The sequence below is a fragment of the Neorhizobium huautlense genome (assembly GCF_002968575.1).
Lineage (GTDB): Bacteria > Pseudomonadota > Alphaproteobacteria > Rhizobiales > Rhizobiaceae > Neorhizobium > Neorhizobium huautlense.
On the sequence record NZ_PVBM01000003.1, the window covers coordinates 131,742 to 154,039 of the forward strand.

General features: G+C 58.6%; 20 protein-coding genes. 11 read left to right on the forward strand and 9 right to left on the reverse strand.

Annotated features, from left to right (window positions below):
* Positions 1–82: 82 nt before the first annotated feature.
* Positions 83–1,090, reverse strand: coding sequence for a plasmid partitioning protein RepB (gene repB, locus C5L12_RS04640; protein WP_105370850.1), 1,008 nt, complete (start codon positions 1,088–1,090; stop codon positions 83–85).
* Positions 1,087–2,301 carry a plasmid partitioning protein RepA gene (repA, locus tag C5L12_RS04645; protein WP_105370851.1) on the reverse strand — a complete coding sequence of 405 codons (1,215 nt, stop codon included), beginning with the start codon at positions 2,299–2,301 and terminating at the stop codon, positions 1,087–1,089. Before repA ends, repB begins: the two co-directional genes overlap by 4 nt.
* A 1,283-nt stretch (positions 2,302–3,584) precedes the next feature.
* On the opposite strand from repA, the gene C5L12_RS04660 reads away from it, so the two are divergent.
* Positions 3,585–4,679 (forward strand): RHE_PE00001 family protein, encoded by a 1,095-nt coding sequence (locus C5L12_RS04660; RefSeq protein ID WP_105370854.1) that lies wholly within the window; start codon positions 3,585–3,587, stop codon positions 4,677–4,679.
* Between the two features lie 87 nt (positions 4,680–4,766).
* Here C5L12_RS04660 and C5L12_RS04665 read toward each other — a convergent pair whose 3' ends face one another.
* Positions 4,767–5,783 carry a LacI family DNA-binding transcriptional regulator gene (locus C5L12_RS04665; RefSeq protein ID WP_105370855.1) on the reverse strand — a complete coding sequence of 339 codons (1,017 nt, stop codon included), beginning with the start codon at positions 5,781–5,783 and terminating at the stop codon, positions 4,767–4,769.
* A 126-nt stretch (positions 5,784–5,909) separates the two neighbouring features.
* Here C5L12_RS04665 and C5L12_RS04670 point away from each other — a divergent pair, with 126 nt between their 5' ends.
* From C5L12_RS04670 to C5L12_RS04695, 6 genes are all read left to right on the forward strand, one after another.
* A complete protein-coding gene (locus C5L12_RS04670; RefSeq protein WP_105370856.1) occupies positions 5,910–6,944 on the forward strand; it encodes a Gfo/Idh/MocA family protein in 1,035 nt (344 codons plus the stop codon).
* Positions 6,945–6,954: 10 nt separating this feature from the next.
* Entirely contained in the window at positions 6,955–7,857 is a 903-nt protein-coding gene (locus tag C5L12_RS04675) for a sugar phosphate isomerase/epimerase family protein (protein ID WP_105370857.1), read from the forward strand.
* Positions 7,858–7,924: 67 nt separating this feature from the next.
* Entirely contained in the window at positions 7,925–9,157 is a 1,233-nt protein-coding gene (locus C5L12_RS04680; protein ID WP_105370858.1) for an ABC transporter substrate-binding protein, read from the forward strand.
* A gap of 106 nt (positions 9,158–9,263) precedes the next feature.
* Positions 9,264–10,166, forward strand: coding sequence for a carbohydrate ABC transporter permease (locus tag C5L12_RS04685; RefSeq protein ID WP_105370859.1), 903 nt, complete (start codon positions 9,264–9,266; stop codon positions 10,164–10,166).
* Positions 10,163–10,990, forward strand: coding sequence for a carbohydrate ABC transporter permease (locus tag C5L12_RS04690; RefSeq protein ID WP_105370860.1), 828 nt, complete (start codon positions 10,163–10,165; stop codon positions 10,988–10,990). The genes C5L12_RS04685 and C5L12_RS04690 overlap by 4 nt, the downstream gene beginning before the upstream one ends.
* The gene (locus C5L12_RS04695; protein ID WP_105370861.1) at positions 10,987–12,060 is read left to right on the forward strand and encodes an ABC transporter ATP-binding protein; all 1,074 of its coding nucleotides are present in this window, start codon (positions 10,987–10,989) and stop codon (positions 12,058–12,060) included. Before C5L12_RS04690 ends, C5L12_RS04695 begins: the two co-directional genes overlap by 4 nt.
* 124 nt (positions 12,061–12,184) lie before the next feature.
* On the opposite strand, the gene C5L12_RS04700 is transcribed toward C5L12_RS04695, so the two are convergent.
* Positions 12,185–12,844, reverse strand: coding sequence for a peroxiredoxin (locus tag C5L12_RS04700; protein ID WP_105370862.1), 660 nt, complete (start codon positions 12,842–12,844; stop codon positions 12,185–12,187).
* Positions 12,845–13,147: 303 nt separating this feature from the next.
* Here C5L12_RS04700 and C5L12_RS04705 point away from each other — a divergent pair, with 303 nt between their 5' ends.
* From C5L12_RS04705 to C5L12_RS04715, 3 genes are all read left to right on the forward strand, one after another.
* Complete coding sequence (locus C5L12_RS04705; RefSeq protein WP_105370863.1) at positions 13,148–14,101, forward strand: GAF domain-containing protein; 954 nt, start codon at positions 13,148–13,150, stop codon at positions 14,099–14,101.
* A gap of 141 nt (positions 14,102–14,242) precedes the next feature.
* A complete protein-coding gene (gene adh, locus C5L12_RS04710; RefSeq protein WP_105370864.1) occupies positions 14,243–15,751 on the forward strand; it encodes an aldehyde dehydrogenase in 1,509 nt (502 codons plus the stop codon).
* 69 nt (positions 15,752–15,820) lie between these two features.
* Entirely contained in the window at positions 15,821–16,189 is a 369-nt protein-coding gene (locus C5L12_RS04715; protein ID WP_105370865.1) for a DUF779 domain-containing protein, read from the forward strand.
* 54 nt (positions 16,190–16,243) lie between these two features.
* On the opposite strand, the gene C5L12_RS04720 is transcribed toward C5L12_RS04715, so the two are convergent.
* From C5L12_RS04720 to C5L12_RS04735, 4 genes are read right to left on the reverse strand one after another with little or no spacing between them, the layout of a single operon-like run.
* Complete coding sequence (locus C5L12_RS04720; protein WP_105370866.1) at positions 16,244–16,996, reverse strand: ABC transporter ATP-binding protein; 753 nt, start codon at positions 16,994–16,996, stop codon at positions 16,244–16,246.
* On the reverse strand, positions 16,990–18,057 hold the full coding sequence (locus C5L12_RS04725) for a FecCD family ABC transporter permease (protein ID WP_105370867.1): 1,068 nt from the start codon (positions 18,055–18,057) through the stop codon (positions 16,990–16,992). Before C5L12_RS04725 ends, C5L12_RS04720 begins: the two co-directional genes overlap by 7 nt.
* Positions 18,057–19,193: an ABC transporter substrate-binding protein gene (locus C5L12_RS04730; RefSeq protein ID WP_105370868.1), complete on the reverse strand. Its 1,137-nt coding sequence runs from the start codon at positions 19,191–19,193 to the stop codon at positions 18,057–18,059. Before C5L12_RS04730 ends, C5L12_RS04725 begins: the two co-directional genes overlap by 1 nt.
* A gap of 58 nt (positions 19,194–19,251) precedes the next feature.
* Complete coding sequence (locus C5L12_RS04735; RefSeq protein ID WP_105371044.1) at positions 19,252–20,376, reverse strand: ABC transporter substrate-binding protein; 1,125 nt, start codon at positions 20,374–20,376, stop codon at positions 19,252–19,254.
* 134 nt (positions 20,377–20,510) lie between these two features.
* Here C5L12_RS04735 and C5L12_RS04740 point away from each other — a divergent pair, with 134 nt between their 5' ends.
* Positions 20,511–21,323 (forward strand): class I SAM-dependent methyltransferase, encoded by an 813-nt coding sequence (locus C5L12_RS04740; protein WP_105370869.1) that lies wholly within the window; start codon positions 20,511–20,513, stop codon positions 21,321–21,323.
* A gap of 43 nt (positions 21,324–21,366) precedes the next feature.
* Here the strand turns inward: C5L12_RS04740 and C5L12_RS04745 are convergent, their stop codons facing one another.
* Positions 21,367–22,284 (reverse strand): SMP-30/gluconolactonase/LRE family protein, encoded by a 918-nt coding sequence (locus C5L12_RS04745; RefSeq protein ID WP_105370870.1) that lies wholly within the window; start codon positions 22,282–22,284, stop codon positions 21,367–21,369.
* Positions 22,285–22,298 lie beyond the last annotated feature (14 nt).

A 22,298-nucleotide genomic window follows, 5' to 3' on the forward strand; every position in this document is an offset into this window, starting at 1 on the left:
GACTACGAGGAAAGCTTCCGTGACGGTAACGTTCGGGGGCTTTTTTCTTTTGCTGGATGCTCCTGCTTTGGTTCCGTGTTGTTCAGTTCTTAGAGCGATGTTCTTCGAACAAAGCCTTCAGGCGATCGAGCACGAAGGCCGCAAATTCCGGCGCCTCCCTTCGATCGATAAGAATTTCGACGCGAGTATCGTTGTGGGTGACCTTTGCAAGGCGAGCGCCTGTGCCGGTTGCCCAGACATCCGACTTGGCCTTTTGCGGCCGCGGCTTGAGATGCTCCATCAGCGCCTTGAACCGGTCTTCGGATTCCCACTCGGCGATCTCGGACCGTTCCAGGAAGGCTTTGGCCCGGTCTACGACCTTGTCGGTCGATAGAAGATCGGAAAGCTCCATCCAGCTGCGCCTTCCGACCGATGGAGCGGGACCGATCATATCGATAAGCTCGGCCGGGATCCGCGACACCACTGAGAGCATGTTGGACAGGTCGCTTTTATAGAGCGACATGGCGGCCATGATGACGTCGCGGGGAAAGCGCTGCTGCAACCGCTGCGCAAACCGCGCTTTTTCGATGTAGGTAAGGTCCTGGCGCTCGTTGTTTTCCTGTCCCTGGGCGACGACGAGCTGTTCGTCCGATAGTTCGCGCACGATGGCATTGATCTGCTGGCCGAGCTCGGTGATGGCACGCAAGCGGCGGTGACCGAAAGCGACCTGATAGCGGCCTGGGATTTCTGGATGGGGCCGGACCAGGATCGGTACTTGCTGCCCCTGCTCCCGAATTGACGCCACGAGCCGGTCATGTGCTTCCTTGGCGCCAGGCATACGGTCTGGAATAAAGGAGGGATCGATATCGGCGGTATCCAGTGAGATGACCGCATGGCCCTGCGACAAACGCCTCTCGATCTCTTCGGCACGGCGATTGCGGTCGTTCACTTCGCTTAAGGATTGGCCGATGGCACCAACGGGCGACCGTGATCCGTTCTCCAGCAACTCCGGTGAACCGAGGATCGGCCGCAAACGATTCTTGGCTGTCCGAATTTCCGGCTGGGCTGGCGCCGGGGGTTGCAGATTGGCGAAAACGTCTTTTCTGCTCATGCGGCCCTCCCCCATGCTTTCTTGATCAGAGTCTCTATCTCTGCATTGACGTTGTTCATGGCCTCCAGCGCGCGATCGTATGTCGAGCGCGTAAATTGACCGCGCTCCACTTCGAAGAGCGTGTTGTTGGTAAGCCCGGCATCGGAGACCGCTGTGCTTTTCAACATCGGATGGATCAGCACATGTTCACCGAATATGGAGCGCAGGAATGCCACCATCTGATTTTGAGGCCCATCACTGGGCTCGAAGCGAGTGACGAGATATCGCATCCAATTGTAGTCCGAGCGTGCTCCGGCATTGCTGATCTCTTCGAGCAAATCGCCAGTCATTGCCAGAAACTGGTTCATCGACATGACGTCCAGCATTTGCGGGTGCACGGTGACAAGGACGGATGTCGCGGCCGTCAGCGCTGAGAGCGTGAGGTAGCCGAGTTGTGGCGGGCAGTCGATGACGACGACATCATAGAGATTTTGCGCCTGAGCAAGCGCCTGCCCGATCCTTGCGAAAAACAAGGTGTCTCCGACTTGCCGCTTCATCAGGGCGCGGGGTGTATCATGCTCGAACTCCATCAGTTCGAGGTTTCCGGGAATGAGATGTAAGTCAGGAATATAGGTCGCCCTGACAATCTCGGCGATCGGGCGGCGTTCGCCGTCATAACGGATTGCTCCGTAAAGCGTCTCGTTTGGTCCGACATCGATTTCGGGTTGGTGCCCGAAAAGTGCAGAAAGGCTCGCCTGGGGATCGAGGTCGATGGCAAGGACGCGGTAGCCTCTTAAGGCCAGGTATTGGGCGAGATGCGCCGACGTGGTGGTCTTGCCGGAGCCACCTTTGAAATTCATGACAGCAATGACCTGGAGCGCCTCATCTCCGCGGCGGTGAGGCAGATATCGCCGCCCGCCCCTGCTGCCTTGGTCAAGATGAACGCGCAATGCCTGGATATCATCGACGGAATAGCTGCGGCGCCCGCCGGTTTGGCTGGCTGCGAGATCCGGCATTTCGGCAGCGACCTGTCGCAGATAACCCTCGCCGATGCCGATCAATTTGGCGGTCTCAGCCGGCGTGAAATTGCGAATTGTCTTTTCCGCATTGGGCGGAAAGACGGCCATATGGTGTGCCTGCAACTGCGCCGACAGTGCAGCGGAATGATGCTGGATAAGTCCCTTGAGGTCCGCCACCGGGGGAGCGGCATTCTTCTCAACAGCTTGCTTCATTACTTGAGCGCCTAATTTCTAAAACTACGGTTCTGGGCGAGGAAAACGTTTTTTACCGCAGTTGATGAAAGAGACCCGATTCTGTCGATTTGGCAAGGGTTTTTTGGTTAACGACACCCTAACCGGGCCGGCGGTTAGCCGCGGCTAACTTGCGTTTCATACGCGGTATCGGGAGCCGCATTTTGGAGAGAAGATCAGATTCGCGGAGCGGCGGATAGGGTCGCGCCACGAATTGGAAGCGAGGCCCGGTCTTCTCTCTCGCTTATGTTTCGGCAGTTAGCCGCGGCTAACTGCCGTCAATCCTTCGTTCTGTCGGCCGAACCAGGGTTCTCCGGTCGTATTGCGAGCCAGTAAGAAGAGGGGCTCTCTTTGGCGCCGTTGAAATGGTTGGACTGCATTGCTGCGTACGAAAGGGTGCGTGTGTCTGGATACGCGCGGAAGGCAGGGGCGAAGCTTTCGGGGCGGCGGCCGGACTTCGCGCGGATCTCTGGCCGGTGTCGCAATCCTGCGCTGGCGCATAAGGCCTTTATCTCTTCCTCGGCCCTGAACTCTCTGTGGGGCCTGCGCGCATCGAACTAGAACGCCCCAACCAGCGAGGTTGTCGTCTCGGCAAACTCGGACTTGCCCGTAGAAGTCGCTCCCGGCTGCTGGTCGCATTTGCGCTCAGGGTAGAGCCGGGTTCTGCCCCGGCAAGTCCGGCAAGTCCGGCACTGCATCGCAGTCATGGGCTGAAGGGCGTCTTTGCCAGGTGACGTGGGCCCAAGTTGGTGCCGCGGCTTATGCCGAACTGCGAGGTGAACGAGTGTCATCTGATGCATCAGGAAGTCATCGGTGGACTGCATGATCGGGCTGCAGACGGGTTGTCCTGCCATCCCCAAGGTGGAGCGGAATCTAGTTCGGTAATTTTTTGGAGGACTTCCTGCTGCCCCGCGTCTTTGTCGATGATGGCGCCATCGCTGTCGTCATCTTTCCTCCCAGGGAGGATCGATGCTCCGGCAGCCGGCGCAGTGATTTGGCGGAGGACGATATGTGGAGTTGCCCATCATCGATGCGTGCAATGTTGCCTGGGCAGGTCGGCCTAGTCAGAATCAGCCAGCACGGATATGATGAGGGCTACGATTCGTGCATCGCTGCGGTGGTCGAGTTCGTCGCTTCGGCAAAGCTCATGCGGGCGACCCCAATATTCATCATTCGCCGGGTGGGTGGCGATTATGGTTAACACCCAGTGATGAAACCAAACACCCTTATAGCTTTCAAAAGGCAAATCAGATAACGCTTTTTCAATGCGTTACGAATTATCCAAATTGCCCTTACAGGACCTGCTCACGCCCTTAAGCGCTGCGACCTCGGCGCTGGCACGGGTGGACGAGCGGATTAGCCGTTCATCTGTCGGGCCGGGATGGTTGGCGCGTACCCATTTTTCCGAAGCATGTGCTTCCTTGTGGGTCGACGGAGAGTTGGTCCAGCTCGAGGACCTGGTGCTTTACGATGCCGGCATGAGCGTGCGTGCGCCAACCCACGAACTGACAATTGCGCATGACGTCCTGCGTACCCGTCGGCGAATTTTTTCTAACCCGCCCGAATGGGCCATGAGTACCGAGGGCTTGCGTTGCCTCAGGGGAAGGGGAGGCGAGACCGATCAATCCGATAACGCCGCAGCTATGACGCATGAGCATTCATCCGAGGAGGGGGACGAGGATGATCCGCTTGCCGTCCATCTTGCTGCCATCGATGCGCTTCTGGCACGAAGCGAGGTGCTGCTTGCTGAGGCCAGAACCACGGAGCCCCAGCTGCGGCGCGACCGGGATCCCCTTGTTTATGAGGCCGATTGGGATGAAGACGAGCGGCTTGCGGAGTGGCGGTCTGTCGACATGGAGACGGAGGGCCTGCCGCCGCTGCTCAGGGCAGCCTTGCTGCTGGATGCTTGGAACGTCCTGCAGGTCTTTCAGCATGCGCCCTGGCTCGGTCGGCAGTTGACCGCCGCACTCCTGCGGCAGATTGGAGCCACCAGCGCGCATCTCGCAACAATCAATCTCGGGCTGAAGCAGATCGCGCGCGAGCGTCGGGCAAGCCGAGACCGGGATACGCGGCTGAAGGCATTTCTTGACGCGATCACGATGGCGGCTGAATTCGGCTCGAAAGAGCACGACCGGCTGCTCCTGGCAAAGCAGCAGATGCAGCATCGAGCCGCCGGCAGGCGGCAGTCATCAAAGCTTCCTCAGCTGATCGAGCTCGTCCTCTCCACGCCAATGGTGTCTGCGGGCATGATCGCCGAGGCGCTCTGCGTTACCCCCCAGGGAGCGTTGAAAATTGCCGCCGAACTCTCGCTGCGAGAACTGACCGGTAGGGGAAGGTTTCGGGCTTGGGGTGTGATCTGAAAACGGATCTGGCGGTCTGCCGCCATGGCAGATAATGGGCCGCCACCTTGGCACAATTGCGCCTCGGCATGTGCTGCGCAAGCAGTTTCAGCCGCTTTCGCCTTCGATCAGCGTCATCGGCCACAGTTTTTGTCGCGGAGCTTTCGGATAAAGTTCGGCATAGGCAGGCATTGCGGACAAAAGCCCTTCGGCGAGGGCAACTCCGAGGTCGCGAAGCGACAGGTCGAATCCTGTGAGGGTGGGAGACAGAAAACGTGCGTGCGGGCTTTGGCGACCGATAATGGCGATATCGCGCCCCGGCTGCAGCCCCACTTCCTCCAGGCCGCGGTAAAGTCCTGTGACGAGCGTCTCATTGACCAGGATAAGAGCGGTGGGGGGGCGTTCGATGGTCTTGATGTCCCGAGCCACCTTGTAACCACCCATTTCGCTCGGAGTAGTCCGGAAGATATGGTGCTCAGACAATATCAACCCGAAACGGGCGAGGGCTTGGCGGCACCTTTCGATAAACACGTAACCGAGATTGAGTTCGCCATGCGGCCAGACAAATCCGATCTCGCGGTGGCCTGCCTTGACGAGCCGCTCGACGGATTGCTCGGCCATTCCCTCGAAATCAAGATCGATCCAAGGCTGGCCAACGTCCGTCAGACTGCGGCCCAGCGTGATAAAGGGGATTTGGTGACGCGCCAGAAATTCAAAACGAGGATCGTGGCGCCGCGTGGCTGACAAAATAAGGCCATCGGCAAAACCGCGCGCGACCATGCGCTTGAGGTAATCGTCCGGGTCCTCTTCCGAGGAGCATAAAAGTGCAACGAGGTCGAGCTTGTGGCGCGCCAACACCGCTTGAACGCCATCAAAGACGCTCATGAAGAAGGTGTCGCCCTGGCCGGTGATTTCCCGGCCCGTCTGCATCATGAAACCGATAACTCCGGTTGCGCCCTTGCGCAGAGCCCGGCCGGATTGGTTGGCGACATAGCCAAGCTTTTCCGCCGCCTCCAAAACACGGCGCCTGGTTTCTTCATTGACGTCGGGTTTGCCGTTGAGGGCGCGCGAAACTGTGCCAATCGAAACATCCAGATGTTCTGCCAGCCGGCGAATGCCCTTCATTGTTCTATCCACCAGATCGTAATCGTTTTCGAAACCCTATTGACACAGAACGGAAACCGCAACTAGGATCGTAAACGTTTACGGAGATGGTGAAGGAGCATCACCTCTGTCAGCTGGAGGACGATCGTGACATTGAAGGCCGTCTTATGCGGATGTGGCGCCATGGCGCACGGGTGGATGCGGGCTCTTGCCATGCAACCTGACCTGGCGAGGTCGGTTACGATCGTCGGTCTGGTCGATCTGGATGTTGCCGTCGCCCGGTCGCTTGCCGAAGCCTTCGGCCTCAGCGATGTCGAAATCGGAAACGATCTCGAAGCGGTGCTTGAGAAAACGAATGCCGATATTCTCTTCGATGTGGTGATACCAGCCGCACGCCAGCCTGTCGTTGCAGCCGGCCTGAAACACGGCTGCCACGTGCTCAGCGAAAAGCCGATGGCTGCATCGCTCGATGAGGCCCGGCAGCTCGTGCGGCTGGCCGAGGAGGCCGGGCGCATACATGCGGTCGTGCAGAACCGCCGCTTTATCTCAGGCGTGCGCCGGATGCGGCGCTTCGTTGAAAGCGGGGCCATCGGTGACCTGTCCGGCATCCACTGCGACTTTTTCCTCGCGCCGCATTTTGGCGGGTTCAGGGAAGCCATGGACAATGTGCTGCTTCTCGATATGGCGATCCATACCTTCGATGCTGCGCGGTTTGTCAGCGGCAGGCAGCCCCAATCCGTCTACTGTGTCGAAACCAATCCGGCAGGCTCGTGGTATGCGCATGGAGCGTCGGCAAACGCGGTCTTCCGCTTCAGCGACGAGGTGGTTTTCACCTATCGCGGCTCCTGGTGCGCCGAGGGGCGACGGACGAGTTGGGAGAGCTCCTGGCGGCTGGTCGGATCCAAGGGCATGCTCACCTGGGACGGTGAGGAAAGCTTCGATGCCACGGTTGCCGGCGACGAACCCGGCCTGCTGCGGGGGCATCGTACTGTCGACGTGCCGGATGCGCCACATGAGCAAGAGACCCATGGTCATGCCAGCGTGATTGCTGGTTTTCTGGAGTCGATCGGATCCGGTCGGCCTCCGGAGACCGCCGGTTTTGACAATATCAAGAGCCTGGCCATGGTTTTTGGCGCAATCGAGAGCGCAAAGACCGGTCAGCCTGTCGCCATCCAAGCATGAGGTTTTCAACGTGAGCAATCCAGCCAAGTCTATTCGCATCGGGACAATGGTCAGCGCGACGAAGGGCAATGCCGCCGAACGGATCGGCCAGATCGCTGATCTTGGCTTTGAGAGCTTCCAGCCCTTCTTCTGGCAAACGACCAACGGCCAGAACGTGGGTGACCTTGGCAAGCGTTGCCGCGAGGCAATCGGCGACCGCGACATCACCATTTCGACCATAGGCATGTTCGGCAATCCGTTGGAAGAAACGGAAATGGATCTGCAGACGCTGCAGGGTTGGAAGGATTGCATCGACAACGCCCATCATTTTGGCGCCACATGCGTCGCCGGCTTCACCGGCCGGCTGCGCGGGCGGCCGTTGCCGGAAAGCCTGCCGCGATATCGGCAGATATGGAGCGAACTTGCCAAGCGGGCTGCCGACAAGGGGATCAGGATCGCCTTTGAAAACTGCGCCATGGATGGAAACTGGCAAACGGGCGACTGGAACATTGCCCATAATCCGGATGCTTGGGAACTGATTTTCAACGAAACGCCGGATGATCATATCGGTCTCGAATGGGAGCCGTGCCATCAGATGGTTTATCTGATCGAGCCGCTGCCGCAGATCCGCAAATGGGCTGCGAAGATCTTCCATGTCCACGGCAAGGACGCGACGATCCGCTGGGACGTCATCCGCGAACACGGAATTTTCGGCAAACATCCTTTCGTTTTCATGCGCACGCCGGGCTTCGGGGATACCAATTGGACGGATGTCATCTCCGAACTGCGACTGGCAGGGTGGACGGGATCGATCGATATCGAGGGGTGGCACGATCCGGTCTATCGCGATGCGCTCGAGATGACCGGCCAGGTACATGCACTGAACTATTTGAAGTCCTGCCGGGGCGGTGACTTTGTCATCGATCCCGCCTGACGCAGCCTCTCTTGCCGGATGACCTGGAGGAGGCATTCGCAGCGAGTACAACCTGAAGGAGGAGAGCATGGATATTCGTAAATTAGCCCTGATCGGCGCGCTTGCGGTCGCAAGCCTGTCGACGCTTTGGACCTCGGCGCGTGCCGAGGAGGTGAAGATTACCGTCTGGTCGCTTGACCGCGACATCCAGCCGGCACCGAACCTGATCAAGGATTTCAATAACCTGAAGACAGGCATCACCGTCGAATACCGTCAGATCCAGTTCGATGACGTTGTGAGCGAGGCGATGCGAGCCTATTCGACGGGGCAGGCGCCGGATATCATCGCCGTCGACAACCCGGAGCACGTCCTGTTTTCATCGCGTGGCGCCTTCCTCGACCTGACCGATATGATTGCCCAGTCGAGCGTGATCAAGCCTGACAACTATTACCCCGGTCCGTTGAAGTCGGTGATGTGGAAGGAGCGATATTTTGGCGTGCCGAAGGCGACCAACACGATCGCGCTTTACTACAATAAGGATATGTTCCGCGCCAAAGGGCTTGATCCTGACAAGCCGCCGCAGACCTGGGACGACCTGGTCGATACAGCCCGCAAGCTGAGTGACCCGGCCAAAAACGTCTACGGCATCACCTTTTCTGCGAAGGCGAACGAGGAGGGCACGTTCCAGTTCCTCCCCTGGGCGCAGATGGGCGGCGGCGGCTACGACAAGATCAATGCGCCGGGAGCCGTCAAGGCGTTGGAAATCTGGAAGACGATCATCGACGAAAAACTCGCCTCTCGCGACACGCTGACCCGCAGCCAATGGGATTCCACCGGCACCTTCAACTCGGGCAATGCCGCCATGGCGATTTCCGGCCCTTGGGAGCTGGACCGCATGGTCAAGGAGGCGAAGTTCGATTGGGGTGTGGCACTCCTGCCGCTTCCGGAAACGGGTTCGAAGCGCTCGTCGGCCATGGGCGATTTCAACTGGGCGATCTTTTCAAAAACGCAACACCCGAAGGAAGCTTTCAAGGTGCTTGAATATTTCGTGTCGCAGGACAATCGGATGTTCAAGGATTTCGGCCAACTGCCGGCCCGCTCGGATCTTGCTATTCCATCGACCGGTCAGCCGTTGAAGGATGCCGCGTTGAAGGTCTTCCAGGAGCAGCTGCAATATGCCCAGCCGCGGGGCCCGCATCCGGCCTGGCCGAAAATTTCCAAGGCCATTCAAGATGCCATCCAGGCCGCGTTGACAGGCCAGATGAGCCCTAAGGAGGCGCTCGATCAGGCCGACCAGAAGATCAAGGCGGTGCTCGGCTGATGCTGAGGTGGCGTCTTCGCTAGCCGCTTTCCTTCCTCCCGGCCGGGGCCGCAGTGGCCAGTCCTTGCGGCTCCGGACCGGAGTTGAATGTCGATCTGGAGGAAACATGAAGAGACTGCTTCTTTCCGTCAGCGACGGGCGTGGCTTCGATATAGCCCTGGTGTCGGTGCCGCTTATCTTCCTGTTCACGATGGCGGGCCTGCCGCTTGTCTACAATATCGTCATGAGCTTCCAGGAAGTGGACATGTTCAGCCTCGGCACGATCTTTCGACCGTTCGTTGGGCTCAAGAACTATACAACCTTGTTTTCCATGCCGGAGACCTGGCCGATCCTCAAAAACACCGCGCTTTTCGTTATCGCCTCGATCGCCGGCCAGTTCATCATTGGTTTTGCGCTCGCGCTCTTCTTCTGGACGAACTTTCCAGGCGCCTCCTGGATGCGCGGCCTCTTTCTCGTCTCCTGGGTCATGCCGGGCCTGGTGGTCGGCGCCATCTGGAACTGGATCTTGTCCGGCGATTTTGGCGTCCTGAACTATTTGCTGCGGGAATCCGGCCTCATCACCGGACATATTTTTTGGCGCTCCGACCCTGATTTCTCGCTGTGGGCGGTCGTCATTGCCAACATCTGGCTTGGCATTTCCTTCAACATGATCCTTCTTTCGGTCGGGTTGTCGACGATACCTCAGGATCTTTACGAGGCGGCAGAGCTCGACGGAGCCAATGTCATCCAGCGCTTTTTCACCATCACCCTACCGATGATGCGTTCGACGATCGGAGCTATCATTTCGCTGGGGCTGATCTTCACGCTGCAGCAATTCGACCTTTTTGCTGCGATCACCGCCGGAGGACCGAACAATTCCTCCAATGTGGCACAATATTGGGCCTGGGATCTTTCCTTCCGACAATACGATTTTGCTCAAGGCGCAACGATATCGGTCATCATGATCGTTTTTGTGATGATCGCCTCGGTCGTCTATGTGCGTTCCACGCGCCATGAGGTACGCGGATGAGTTGGGCCTTGCGCGACAAGATCATGTTGATCATCGCAGTTCTGCTGGCGGCGGTCTATCTGTTCCCACTCTATTGGATGTATGTGACGGCGATCAAAACAGGCTCGGCGATGTTTGCCTCGCCTCCGTCCTTCTGGCCCGCCGATCCTCAATGGAGCATCTACCGCTCGGTCTGGGAGAGCCGAAACGTCGGCCGTTATCTTTGGAATTCGGTGGTGATCGCCTCGGGGGCGGTGTCGATGATCGCCGTTCTTGGAACGGGTTGCGCCTATGTGCTTGCTCGTTACCGTAATGCCTGGGTGGATGCCGGCCTGTTCCTCGTCCTGATGCTGCAGGTACTGCCGGCCTCGCTGATGATCACCCCGATCTTCGTCGGATTTTCGCAAATAGGTCTCCTGGACTACCCGCGCACTGCTGTCATCCTGGCGATTGCAGCCAAAAGCATGCCGTTCTTTGTGGTCCTGGTGCGCGCGACCTTCATGAGCGTGCCGATGGAGCTCGAGGAAGCCGCGCTTGTCGACGGAAATTCCCGCTTCGGAGCCTTCTTCCATATCGTTCTGCCGCTTGCGCGCAACGGCATTCTCGTCAGCGCCATTCTGATTTTCATGCAGGCTTTCGGCGAATTCGTCTACTCGAAGTCTATGATCCAGGCGATCGAATATCAGCCGGCAAGCGTGGGGCTCAACTCGTTCATGGGGCCCAATACGAACGAATGGAACAATATCATGGCCTATGCGGCGATGTATGTGACCCCGATTCTTGCCATCTTCGTCCTCTTGCAGCGCCGGATCGTCTCCGGCCTGACGTCGGGAGCTCTTAAATGACCGTGCACCAGATCGAGCTGACGGGTATCAACAAATATTACGGCGCCTACCATGCGCTGCGGGATATCGACCTGAAGATCCGCAAAGGCGCGTTTGTGGCATTGGTCGGACCATCGGGCTGCGGGAAATCCACGCTTCTGCGTTCATTGGCTGGCCTTGAAACGATTTCAAGCGGCGACCTCGTCATTGCCGGGACGAAGATGAACGGGGTGCCGCCTCGCAAGCGCGACCTTGCCATGGTTTTTCAATCCTATGCGCTCTATCCGCATATGACGGTCGAACAGAACCTCACCTATAGTCTTCGCATCCGGGGTGTCGATAAGGCCGAGGCCAAGCGCAAGGCCGAGGAGGTCGCAGCGACGACGGGCCTTTCCCACCTTCTTGGCCGGTATCCGCGAGAGCTCTCCGGCGGTCAACGCCAGCGCGTGGCGATGAGCCGGGCGATTATCCGCAACCCTAAAGCGTTTCTGTTCGACGAGCCATTGTCCAATCTGGACGCTGCGTTGCGCGTGCATATGCGCAAGGAGATCCGCGCCCTTCATGATCGGCTCAAGGCAACGTCCGTCTACGTTACCCACGATCAGATCGAGGCGATGACCATGGCCGATCATGTGGTCGTCATGCGTCAAGGGATCATAGAACAACAGGGCGCGCCGCTGGATCTCTATGATCGTCCGGTGAACAAATTCGTTGCCGGCTTCATCGGCTCGCCTGCCATGAATTTCGTGCCTGCGTCGTCCGGGGCCGATGGAAAGTCTCTCCGCCTCGAATTCGAGGCGCCGCAGGCGATTCCTTTGACAAGACCCGTCCAGGCGGGCCAGCCGTTATTGGTCGGTATTCGGCCGGAGCATTTCGAACTTGCCGGCGATGCGGACGCGATGCTGCGTCTGCCCGTCGGCGCCGTGGAAACCACGGGCGCCAGCACTTACATCACCACCGCGACGGAGCCGGAACTCGTCATTGTGCTCAATAGCCGTGCAGCGATCCGATCCGGCGAGGTGATAGGGTTGCGGTTCGATCCGTCCCACCTACACCTCTTCGACCAGCAGACCGAGATGCGGCTCGGCTGATACTGACCGGGACCGCATGCAACAAGACGCAGTCTCTCCGCCGCGTCTGGTGGTCGGCTCACGAAAAGGAGGGGAAAGCCCACGCAGTAGCTCGCGTGGGTCGTCGAACCGAGGTGAAGGCCGGTTAAGCGGCGGGCTGCCTGGTTTTCCGCAGGTAAGGCAGGATCGTCTCGAACGAGCCGAACCTGGCGATGGCGTCCTCGTTCGATACGGCAGCCGTGATGATGACATCATCTCCCTGCTGCCAGTTTGCGGGCGTAGCAACCTGATGTTTTGCGGTCAGCTGGATGGAGTCGATCGCGCGCAGGATCTCGTTGAAATTGCGGCCGGTGGTCATCGGATAGGTGAGGATCAATTTGATCTTCTTGTCAGGGCCGATAACGTAGACGGAGCGGACTGTGGCATTGTCCGCCGGGGTGCGGCCTTCCGACGAACTGCCTGCACCGGCCGGCAACATATCGTAAAGCTTGGCAACGTTGAGGTCTCGGTCGCCGATCAATGGATACTCGACGTCGAAGCCGGTTGCCGTCTTGATGTCGCCCTTCCACTTTGCGTGGCTTTCGACCGGATCGACGGAGATGCCGATGATCTTCACGCCGCGCCTTTTGAATTCACCTTCGAGGCCGGCCATGGTGCCGAGTTCCGTCGTGCAAACTGGGGTAAAGTTTTTCGGATGCGAAAACAGGACGGCCCAGCCATCGCCGATCCATTCATGGAAATGGATCGTGCCTTGACTGGTCTCTGCCGTGAAGTCCGGGGCGATGTCGTTGATACGAAGGCTCATGATATTCCTCTTGGTGCTGAAGCCGGTGCGACATGCGGTAATCTGTACCGTACTCTCGATTTTCCCGGCTTATTCTTCGAGGAAGTTTATTCCAATTGTGCGGAAGAATGCGGTGCTGCAATCTCTCCACGTCAAGCGGCTTGTTGGTTCCTTTCACTGAGAACCTGCTCGGCTCCCCGTTTTCGTTCGAGTCCGATTTGTCATACTTACTTTTCGCAAAAGCCAAGTCTTCTTAGACCTTAGGCCAGTTGCGGCGCCATGCTTTTAAAACGAGAATGAGGCACCGTTCGGTGGGAGGAGCCGATGCAAGAGCATGTCACGCATGCAGATCAGGTCTATGTGTCCGCGCAATCGGCTGCCGCCAGCTCGCGCGTTGTGGCCTCCTGGCGACGCTGCATGACGGTCCACCGTCTCGCGCCCGAAGAAAAAAGGTTGCCTCTCCGCCTGACGGAGCAGGAATTGCGCCTGGTGCGCGCGCAATCGCAAGAACTGATTGCCCAGGCGGTAGATGAACTGGATCTATTGTTCCAAACCGTCGGCAAGGCCGGATGTTGCCTGCTCCTGACCGACCACGAGGGCATAGCGCTTGAAAGGCGCGGCGTCGCCGCCGACGACAAGGAATTTCACGACATTGGCTTGTGGCCTGGTTCGATCTGGACCGAAGCCAGCATCGGCACGAACGGCATCGGCACGGCGATTGCCGATGATCGGGCCGTGTCCATCATTCGCGACCAGCATTTTTTCAGTTCCACAATCAACCTCAGCTGCACGACCGCCCCGATCCGCGATTCACGTGGCCAATTGGCCGGAGCACTGGACGTCTCGACTTGCCGCGACGACCTCAATGAGACCACCCTCTCGATCATTTCGCAGACCGTCCGCGATACGGCCATGCGGATCGAACTTAACCTCTTCCGTCACGCTTTTGCGGGAGCCCGTTTCGTCGTGCTTCCAACTCCGACCGGCACGATGTCCGCGCTGCTTGCTGTCGACAAGAGCGACATGGTGCTTGGCGCCACCCGGACGGCGCGCTCCGCTCTTGAACTCGATGACGAGCGCATAGATGCGGGCATCTGCGCAGCCGACCTTCTTGGCGAAGGCGTAGGCGCCGAGCGGCAGGACTTGAGGGAGGCCGAGCGTGCAGCTCTCCTACGCGCCTTATCCAGGGCTAATGGAAACGTGACCCAGGCTGCTCTTTCCCTCGGGATGAGCCGAGCGACGCTGCACCGGAAGATCAACAGGTTCGGTTTGCACTGATTGCTGCAGATTGCCTGACGATCTGTCGCAGATTTGCGACACTGTGCACTGCGGTATGATGTTCCGCCTCTGTCACATCTACGGAAAGAAAGGCAGATTCTCTTTCGGTTCGGGATGAACCTGTTATCCTGGGAGGATCAGATGCTGCATCAGAAAATTATCGAATCTCCGTTCAAGCTTAAATACGGCAATTACATCGGTGGCGAATGGCGGGAGCCGATTAGCGGTCGGTATTTCGACAATATCACGCCTGTCACGGGTGGAACGATTTGCGAGATCCCGCGCTCGGACGAGAAGGACATCAATGCGGCCCTCGATGCCGCCCATGCCGCCAAGGACAAGTGGGGGCGCACCTCGACCACGGAACGCGCCAACATCCTGATGAAGATGGCGCAGCGTATGGAGGACAAGCTTGAGGTTCTGGCCCAGGCGGAAAGCTGGGACAACGGCAAGCCGATCCGTGAGACCATGGCAGCCGACATTCCCCTTGCCATCGACCATTTCCGCTACTTTGCCTCTTGCATTCGGGCGCAGGAAGGTTCGATCGGCGAGATCGATCACGATACGGTTGCTTATCATTTCCACGAGCCACTGGGCGTCGTCGGCCAGATCATTCCATGGAATTTCCCGATCCTGATGGCGGCATGGAAACTTGCTCCGGCACTTGCCGCCGGCAACTGCGTCGTCCTCAAGCCTGCCGAACAGACACCGGCATCGATCCTCGTATGGGCGGAGATCGTCGGCGACCTTCTGCCTCCTGGCGTACTCAACATCGTCAACGGTTTTGGGCTTGAAGCGGGGAAACCACTCGCCACCAGCAACCGGATCGCCAAGATTGCCTTCACCGGCGAAACGTCGACCGGCCGGCTCATCATGCAATATGCCAGCCAGAACCTGATTCCGGTCACGCTCGAACTCGGCGGCAAGTCGCCCAACATCTTCTTTGCCGATGTCATGGCCGAAGACGACGACTTTCTCGACAAAGCGCTTGAAGGCTTTGCCATGTTCGCGTTGAACCAGGGCGAGGTCTGCACCTGCCCGAGCCGCGCGCTGGTCCAGGAATCGATCTACGATCGTTTCATGGAAAAGGCCATCAAACGCGTTGAAGCGATCAAACAGGGAAATCCCCTCGATGCCGCGACGATGATCGGAGCCCAGGCATCCAACGAGCAGTTGGAAAAGATTCTTGCCTATCTCGATATCGGCAGACAGGAGGGGGCTGAGGTGCTGACCGGTGGCGGGCGCAATGATCTCGGCGGCGACCTCGCAGGCGGCTATTATGTAAAGCCGACGATCTTCCGGGGCCACAACAAGATGCGCATCTTCCAGGAGGAAATCTTTGGTCCGGTCGTGTCGGTCACGACGTTCAAGGATGAAAAGGAAGCTCTGGAAATTGCCAATGACACTCTCTACGGTCTTGGCGCCGGTGTGTGGACCCGCGATGGTATGCGTGCCTACCATTTTGGCCGGGAGATCCAGGCGGGACGTGTCTGGACCAATTGCTACCACGCCTATCCCGCCCATGCTGCCTTCGGTGGTTACAAGCAGTCAGGCATCGGCCGCGAGACGCACAAGATGATGCTCGATCACTACCAGCAGACCAAGAACATGCTGGTGAGCTATAGCCCGAAGGCGCTCGGCTTCTTCTGAGCGTCTTTCAATCGTCGGGAGCCCCATCCTTTTGGGGCTCTCCTTTCTGCGGCGCGGAGGGAAAGAAAGATGGCCGAGTCAGAGAACGAAGCGCCGGTTCTGGCGACGCAGCAGGCCCTCGATCTCATTTTGGAGATCCAGCAGGATCACCCCGATATCCTGTTTCATCAGTCGGGCGGTTGTTGCGATGGATCGTCCCCCATGTGCTATCCCAAGAGCGAGTTTCGTATCGGCGAAAACGACGTACGGCTTGGCGAAATCGGCGGCGTGCCTTTCTATATCAGCGGCGGCCAGTACGAAGCCTGGAAGCACACCCAATTGATCATCGACGTCGTCCAGGGCCGCGGGGGCATGTTCTCGCTTGATAACGGCCGGGAACGACGCTTCCTCACCCGCTCAAGAATACGCGGCGGCGAGAGCTGCCCGATTTTTCGGTAAATGCACCCCATCTCAAGACGACGGGTGGGCAGCTGCGTCGCGGTGGGATCGGCCTCAGGCAGTGCCGTCAACAATCACCAGTGGGCGCCCATGCGTACAGGTTTCGATACGGGCGCTCACCCGGTAGACGTCACTCAGGAGCGATGCGGTAATGACCTCCGCTGTAGGCCCGTTGGCTACGAGCCGGCCGTCGGCGACGACCATGGTATGATCGCAGTATCGCATGGCGTGGTTGAGATCATGCAGTGCGATCAACACGGCAATCCCGCTTTTTCGCGCAAGCCCGCGCATATACTGCAGCACTTCGATCTGCCGGAAGAGATCGAGCGCCGAAGTGGGTTCGTCCATCAGAAGAACCTGCGGCTTGCGCACCAGGGCCTGTGCGATCGCAACCAGCTGGCGCTGTCCACCTGAAAGAGCGCCGAGATCGCGAAATGCCAGGTCCGTGATGCCGAGCGAATGAAGGATCTCGTCTATGCCGTGGAGATCCTGATCGGCAACGCGCCAGCCCGAGCCCTGCTTTGCGGCAAGCAGCACGGATTCGTAGACGGTCAGGACCGCGTTGGCGCCTGTATCCTGGGGCATATAGCAGACCGGCCGCGACAAGGCCTCCTCTCCGCTGACTTCGACGACGCCGTCGCCTTTGAGCAGGCCGGCGATTCGCTTGAACAGGGTGGATTTACCGGCGGCGTTCGGTCCGATCACGGCGGTCAAATGACCCCCTTCGATAGGTCCGGTGGTAATGTCGGCGAAGATGTGAGTGCGACCATAGCGCGCTCCGACGCCGGAAAGCTCGATGCTTACCATGCGCGCCTCCTGTTGGTGAAGATCAGTGAGAAGAAGAAGGGCACGCCGACGAGGGCCGTGATAACGCCGATCGGCAAAATGGCGCCCGGGATCAGCACTTTTGATACGACCGAAGTTGCCGAAAGCAACAAGGCCCCGCAGATGGCGGAACCCGGCAGAAAGAACCGCTGATCCTCACCAACGAGCATACGCGCGATATGCGGGCCGACCAGTCCCACAAAGCCGATGGTACCCACAAAGGAAACCGGAATGGCTGCAAGCAGGCTCACAAGCATCATCGTCTCCAAACGGAGCCTTCTGACGCTGACGCCGAAGGAGGAGGCTTTCTCGTCGCCGAGCCTAAGCGCCGTCAGTGCCCAGGCATTGCGGGCAAACAGTGGAATGACGACGACCAGTATCGCTCCGGTGACGGCGACCTTGCTCCACGTGGCCTTGGTGAGCGAGCCCATGGTCCAGAAGACCACGGCGGCAAGCGCCTGTTCGGATGCGAGATATTCGAGCAGCGACAGAAGTGCATTGAAGGTAAAGACCAGAGCGATGCCGAGCAGAACGATTGTCTCGACGGTAACGCCTCTGAGTGTCGACACGCCGTAGATGAAGAGCGAGGCGGCCATCGCCATTAGGAAGGCGTTGATGGGAACCATGTACTGTACGGCCGCCGGAAAGACCGCGACACCCGCAACGAGGCCCAGAGCTGCGCCGAAGCCGGCTGCGGCAGAAATTCCCAGCGTGAAGGGGCTGGCGAGGGGATTGGCGAGGATCGTCTGCATCTGCGCGCCGGCGACCGAGAGGCAGGCGCCTACGGTCACAGCCATCAACGCGATCGGCATGCGGATATCCCAGATCACGACACGAAGCTGGTTCGGTACTGTGCCTGGCGTGAAGATCGCAGCCAGTACCTCACCCAATGAATATCGGGCTGGACCGAGGCCGATATCGATGGCGATGCTAAGCGCGAGCGCCGCCAGCAGACAGCAGAGGATCAAGATTCTCCGCGCAGCAAGGCTCCGGTAGCGCCGGCCCCCTTCGACAACAGATTGCTGCTGAATCAAGACGGCCATCAGTTCAGTCCTTTTTCCAGCGAGACGAAATAGCCGGGCTTGTAGGTGACAGGCAGGAATTTCTGGTGAAACTCAATGAAAGTCGCTTCCGGATCGAGATCGGCAAACAGTTCCGGATGGAACCACTTGGCGAATTGCTGGATCGGAATGAACTCGTAGGGCGCGCCGTAGAATTGGTGCCAGACGGCATGAACCTGCCCGGTTCTGACGGCTTTCACCTCGGGAAAGGGGGTTCGCTTCATCAGGTTGGCGAGACGTTCGCGCGCAGCTTTGAGATCGGCACCCCGGCCGACCGCGACAAATTGATTGATGTCGGATTCGGCGGCCCAGTTGGAACCGGTGACGATGACCTGGTCCGGATCGGAGACGATCAGTTGCTCGGGATTGAGATCGCCGAAGGTCGTCCCGATGATCCCGTCCGCAATATTCTGGCCCCCCGCCTGATCGACCATGGCACCGAAATTATAGGGACCGAATGTGCGGCAGCACCTGTCTTCGCCGGAAATGCCCGGAGACCGTTCGATGAATACTTTCGGACGCTTCAGATCCTTGACGACCGCCAGACGATCGGTGACGCGGGCGATCTGGGCTTTGCGATAGGTCTTAAAGGTTTCGGCCTTGTCGCTCGCTCCGAACAACTTGCCCAGTATGTCGATTGAGCGTTCCGTATTCTTGTCTGGATCGATGCGGAAATCGAGATAGACGACCTTGATGCCGGCTGCGGCCGCCTTGTCTTCGAAGCCGCTCTCCTTGGCCACCTTGGCGGCTTCGAGATTTAAGGTGATGACATCCGGGGAAAGAGTGATCGCGGTTTCAAGGTCGAAATTGCCCTGGGGCACATAACCGAACTGCGGCAGATTGGCGATTTCGGGGAAGCGTTCGACATAGGCCTGATAGCTGTCGGGATCCTTCTTCAAGAGATCGTCGCGCCAGCCGACGATCGTGTCGAAGGTTCTATCTCCGCGCAAGGCGGCAATCACATGGACCTGGCGCGCTTCTCCGACGATCACGCGTTTGGCAGGTAAGTCGATATCGACCGTTCTGCCGGCGACGTCAGTGATTTCAACAGCAAGAGCCGAGCTGGCCAGAAACGGAAACAGGACGACAAGCGCCCGAATAAACCATGTGATGATCATTACTCTATCCTTTGGCGGCCGGCGGTTGGCACCGCCGGCCCCTTGGGTTTACCAAATATCAGAGGCCCGCCTTCAGCGACGCGAAATAGCCGGGGTTGTAGGCGACCGGCAGGAAACGTTCGTGCAGCTGCTTGAAGGTTGCATCCGCATCGAGATCGGCAAACAGTTCGGGATGCAGCCATTTGGCGATCTGCTGCACAGCAACAAACTGATACGGGCTGTTGTAGAACTGGTGCCAGATGGCATGCACATTGCCGTTTGCCGCTGCCTTGATGCCGGTAAAGGCGGGCCGCTTCATCAGTGCAGCGAGCTTTTCTTGAGCTTTTGCTTTGTCGGCGCCCGGACCAACGCCTACCCAGGCGCCGCCGGGAACGTAAAGCTCCCAATTCGACCCTGTCACGATCACCTGATCGGGATTGGAGGCGATGATTTGCTCGGGATTAACCGTGCCGAAGGTGCCCGGAATGATGCTCTTCGCCATGTTGGTTCCACCGGCGAGTTCCACCATGCGGCCGAAATTCTCGTTGCCGAAAGACATGCAGCAATCGTCCGAATAGCCGCCGGCGCGCTCGATAAAGACAACCGGCTTCTTCAGATCGGTTGTTTTTTCGAGCTTGTCCGTTACCCGGGCAATCTGCTCGTCGTGGAATTTGACGAATTCCTCAGCGCGCTCTTCCTTGCCAAACAACTTGCCGATGATACGCATGGAATCATCGGTGTTTTCCATGGGCTTTTCCCGGAAGTCGATGTAGACGAGCGGGATGCCGACCTTGGCGAGCTTTTCGATATAGCCGCTTTCCTCGGTGGCTGATTTTGCCTCGGTGTTCATAATGATCACGTCCGGCTTCAGTGCGACGGCCTGTTCGATGTCGAACGTGCCATCCTTCATGCCCCCGAAGGTGGGGATCTTTGCCATCTGCGGAAACTTGCTCAGATAGATATTGTAGCCGTCGAGATCGGCCTTCTTGAAATCGTCGCGCCAGCCGACGACGCGTTTGAAGGGTTCATCGGTATCGAGAGCAGCCGTGAAGTAGATCTGCCGGCCTTCGCCCAGGATCACGCGCTCGACCGGCACGCTCACCTCGACCTCGCGGCCGGAGATGTCTGTGACCTTGATCTTTTCGGCAGCCGTGGCAATCGTTGGCAAAACTGCAAGCATAACCGTGGCGGCACCGGCCGCCATCTTGAGCTTCAACACGGGGTTCCTCTCCTGTGTAGGTGTTAATAACGGCGATTTATGTTTTCATGACTTTATCCGTCAAGAAATATCTTTTAGAAGTCTTCCAATCTAATTCGACTCGTCCAAGAGATTTCGCGATGCTCAACCAGACTGCCCTGCATAACCATGACCTGCGTGATGAAATCAAAGCCTATTGGTCCCTGAGAGCCGAGACCTTCGATACGCAGCCTGGACATGAGATTTTTTCGGAGGAGGAGCGGGCAGCGTGGCACGCGCTTCTGCGTAAGCATCTCGGAGACGGTAGGGGCAAAGTCGCGCTAGATCTTGCTTGTGGAACCGCAGTCGTCTCGCATCTGATGGACGACCTCGGCTTCAAGGTGACCGGGATGGATTGGTCCGAAGCCATGCTGGAGCGGGCGAGGGCCAAAGCCAAGACCCGAGGCCGGCAGATCCGCTTCCTGGTCGGTGATGCTGAGCGCACCATGGAAGCCGACGAGACCTATGACGTGGTCATCAACCGTCATCTCGTCTGGACGCTTGTCGATCCCCTGGCCTGCTTTCGTGAATGGCATAGGGTTCTGAAGCCGTCCGGCAAGCTGTTGATCATCGACGGTGACTTCGTCAATCCGAGTCTGGTATCGCGTTTGGCGAAGAAGTTGTCGGTGTGGCTGGCGAAGGCGGGCTTCGGCGAGAGCGGGCAGCAGAATGGCCCTCACACGGCGGAGCTGACACAGACGCACCAGAGCATTCTGTCGCGGGTCCATTTTTCGCAAGGGGCTCGGGCCGATGCAGTCGTAGATCTGCTCAGGCAAGCGGGTTTCGAGAAGATTACCGTCGATACAGGTTTGGGAGCGATCCACCGAAGCCAACGCAAGAATTTCAGCTTTTTGAAAGGGCTCGAGCGGGCTACCCAGCACCGTTACGCGATTTGTGCCGAAAAGCTGGGTTGACCCGCAGGCGAGAACCTCCCGCTGCAACAAGGCGGCCGAGTAGTCAGCCCAGAGTCACGCCATTCGTCGCCACGAAGACGGAGTAGACGGATGTGGTGGCGGTAATAAAGAGCCTGTTGCGACGGGGGCCGCCGAAGGTGAGATTGGCGACCGTCTGCGGCACCAGGATCTTGCCGAGCAGGGTTCCTTCGGGAGAGAAACAATGGACGCCGTCGCCGGCACTGGTCCACAGATTGCCCTGCACGTCGATGCGAAAGCCGTCGGGCAGGCCGTTATCGAGACTGCAAAAGACCCTTCCGTTCGCGACGGTCATCTCCCCGACAACGTCAAAGACGCGGATGTGGCGCGGCGCGGTCAGGTCGTGGCTTGAAGCGGAATCGGCGACATAGAGCCTGGTTTCATCGGGCGAAAAGGCGAGCCCGTTGGGCTGGCCGAAGTCGGTTATCACGGCTTCGAGCGCGCCGGTTTCCGGATCCAGCCGATAGACGTTGCGGGTAGCTTGCTCGGGTTCTGCTCGATAGCCTTCATAGTCGGACTTGATGCCGTAGGTAGGGTCGGTAAACCAGATACTGCCGTCGGAGCGGACCACGACGTCATTGGGGGAGTTCAACCGCTTGCCCTGATAACGGTCTGCCAGAATGGTGAGCGTGCCGTCGACCTCCGTCCGCACCACGCGTCGGCCGCCGTGTTCGCAGGATATCAGCCGGCCTTGGCGGTCGCGCGTATTGCCGTTGACGAAATTGGAAGGGAAACGGAAAACCGAAACACCGCCGTCTGGCACCCAGCGCAACATGCGCTGGTTGGGAATATCGCTCCAGATCAGGCAGTTGAGGTCGGCGAACCAAACAGGCCCCTCCGCCCAACGGCATTCGCCGTAAAGTTCCTCCAGTCCGGCACTGGCCACGATCAGCTGCCGAAAGCGTTCGTCGTGAATTTCATAGATCGACAATTTTTGGAGCATGGCTACTGTCCGAT